Annotated in this window: 1 protein-coding gene and 1 pseudogene; both read left to right on the top strand. The window is 77.2% G+C overall.

The annotated features are described in order from the left end of the window. A partial coding sequence (locus GTW40_RS24045) for an ABC transporter permease (RefSeq protein WP_161182259.1) occupies positions 1-1,627 on the top strand: 1,627 nt, incomplete at its 5' end. A gap of 1 nt (position 1,628) precedes the next feature. Continuing rightward, positions 1,629-2,702 (top strand): annotated as a pseudogene (locus GTW40_RS24040) (ABC transporter permease); the annotation flags it as partial.

The following is a 2,702-nucleotide window of genomic DNA, read 5'->3' as shown; positions in this document are numbered from 1 at the left end:
CATCGGCCAGGCCTCCTCCTGGAGCCGTTCGCAGGACGACCAGGCCGACTTCCAGGCCGGGGCGGACGTACGGGTGTCGGCGGCCGGAGAGGGCGAACTCGGCCGCAGCGACCAGTACGCGGCGCTCCCCGGTGTCCGGCGGGCGGCGCCCGTCTACCGCACCGAGGAGGCGCTCTCCGGCGACCGTACGACGACCGTGCTGGCGCTGGACACGACGCAGGCGGCGCACATCCTGCTGATGCGCCCCGACCTGGCGTCCGTGCCGGTGCGGCAGGTGCCGGCCGGGCTGGCGCCGAAGAGTCCGGCGGCGGGGACGCCGGTCCCGGCCGGCACCCGCGAGCTGCGGCTTTCGGTGAGCCTGCGCGGCGCCGGTCCGGGTACGGCGCCCGACGTCACCGTCACCCTGGAGGACCGCTACGGGGTGCCGTACCAGGTGTCGTTCGGCCGGCTCCCCGGGGACGGCCGCTCGCACACCCTGACCGCGTCGCTGCCGTCCTCGCTGTCCCGGGCCGCGCTGACCGGTCTTCAGCTCGATGTGCTCCAGCCCGGCCACGCCGAGCGGCACGTCGTCGCCTTCCACGGGCTCACAGCCGTCGGCGCGAGCGGCACGGCACAGCCGCTGCGCCTGCCGGACCACTGGACGACGTCCGCCCGCGTCCGGGGCACCGTGGTCGCGGGCCCACGCACCGCGCCCACCCGGCCCCGGGCCACCGCCTCGACGCCGCCGGCCTTCGCCTACGGCACCGGGTACCTCCCGGACACCGGCTCCCTGGCGGCGGCCATCGTGACGGTGCGGTTCGCGGTGCCGCAGCCCCCGCTGACCGAGGTGGCCGCCGTGGCCACCGACCGCTATCTCACCTCCACCGGCGCCCACCCCGGCCAGCGCGTGGATCTGCTGGTCGCCGGGGAGAACCTGCCGGTGCGCATCGTCCGCTCCGTGCACGCGCTGCCCGCCACCGCCGACCCCGAGCGGTCCGGCGCGCACGACGGCGGCGCGGTCCTGCTCGATCTGCGCGCCGTGAACCGGGTGATGCAGGCCCGCTACGGGCAGGGGGTGCCGCCCACCGAGTGGTGGCTCGGCGCCGCACCGGGCCGCGCCGCCTCGGTCACCGCGGCACTTCGGGCCCTGCCCGACGTGGACCCGGACCAGGTCGTGGCGCGCGACGAGATCGCCGCCGAGCTGCGCGACAACCCGTTCGGCGCCGGTCCGACGGCCGCGTTCGCGACCGCGGCCGCGGTGGCGGCGGCGCTCGCCGCGGTCGGTTTCGCCGTGAGCGCCGCCGGATCGCTGCGGGCGCGGGAGGCGGAGTTCGCGGTGCTGCGCGCGCTGGGTGCCACCCGCCGCCGGCTGGCCCGGTCGATCGCCGCCGAGCAGGCGGTGCTGGTGGGCCTGGCGCTGACCGTCGGCGTGGCCCTCGGGGCCGTACTGGCCAAGGGCGTCCTGCCGTTGATCGTGCTCACCGGGGCGGCGACCCAGCCGGTCCCGGACCTGCTCGTCCGTCTCCCGGCGGGCCGCGTGGCGTTGCTGCTGGCCGCCGTGGCCGTGGCGCCCCTGACCGTCACGGCGGTACTCGCGGCGCGCCGGGCCGATCCGTCCCGCGCGCTGCGCGAACAGGGAGGCGAGTGAGGTGAGTTCGACAGCCCGTACGGTCGCGCCCTGGGTGCGCACCCGGCTGCGGGCCGCGCCCGGAGCGGCGCTGGCCCTGGCCCTGCTGGTCGCGGTGACCGCCTGTCTGGCGGGCGCGCTGCCGCGCGCGGTGGACCGGTACGAGAACGCCGGCCTCGCGCACGCGCTGCACGACGCGGGCCCGGGCCGGACCACGATCGGCGTGTTCGCCCCGCTGTCCTTCGACGACGCCTCCGTCGATCCGGCCGCGCTGCTCCGGCCCGACCGGCTGACCCGGCAGAACGGGGACCTGCTGCACGTCGTCGGCGACCTGCTGCCGGTGGACCGGCCCCAGTCGTCGTACGGCGTCACCACCACCGCCAACCGTGTGGTGTACGACCCCTGGCTGCCCCGCCCGACCGGGGATCCCGCCCGGGTCTCGCTGGTGGCGCCGAGCGACCTGGCCGGGCACGCGAGCGTGCGCGCGGGCCGACTGCCGCGCACCACCGGCCCGGTGAACGCTGAGAGCGCCGGGATCGAGGCGGCCGTCACCGCCGTCACCGCCAGGAGCCTGCACATCGAGGTGGGTTCGGTCATCCACGTGCCCTCCCTCTCCCGCGCCCCGCTCGCGGTGCGCGTCACCGGCATCCTCGACCCGCGCGAACCCGCGGGCGCCTACTGGTCGACCACGCCGCTGCTGCGCACCCCGGCCCTGGTGCCGCTGGCCAACTCCTCGGAGCGCAAGTACTGGCTGGGCGCCCTGCTGATCCCGCAGGCCGCGTCGCCCGCGCTGATGTACACGGGCGGCAACCCGGTCCGCTACTGGTACTTCGCGCCCGAGCTGGGCGCGCTGCGCGCCCCCAGCCTCGACGGCCCGCGCTCCGCTCTGTCCTCGCTGAAGGACGGTCCCGGTCTGGAGCGCGCCCGCGCGGTGACCGACCCCGAGACCGACACGGACACCGATCTGGACGCCGTCCTCGGTTCGTTCGCCGACCTGCGGTCCGGTATCTCCCCGCTGGTCGCGGTGGCCGCCGCGGGCACCGCCACGGTCGCCGTCGTCGTCCTGCTCATGGCGGGCGCGCTCGCCGCCGACCGG

This window comes from Streptomyces sp. SID4985, assembly GCF_009863025.1.
Classification (GTDB): domain Bacteria; phylum Actinomycetota; class Actinomycetes; order Streptomycetales; family Streptomycetaceae; genus Streptomyces.
This window is presented reverse-complemented; position numbering and strand designations above follow the sequence as displayed.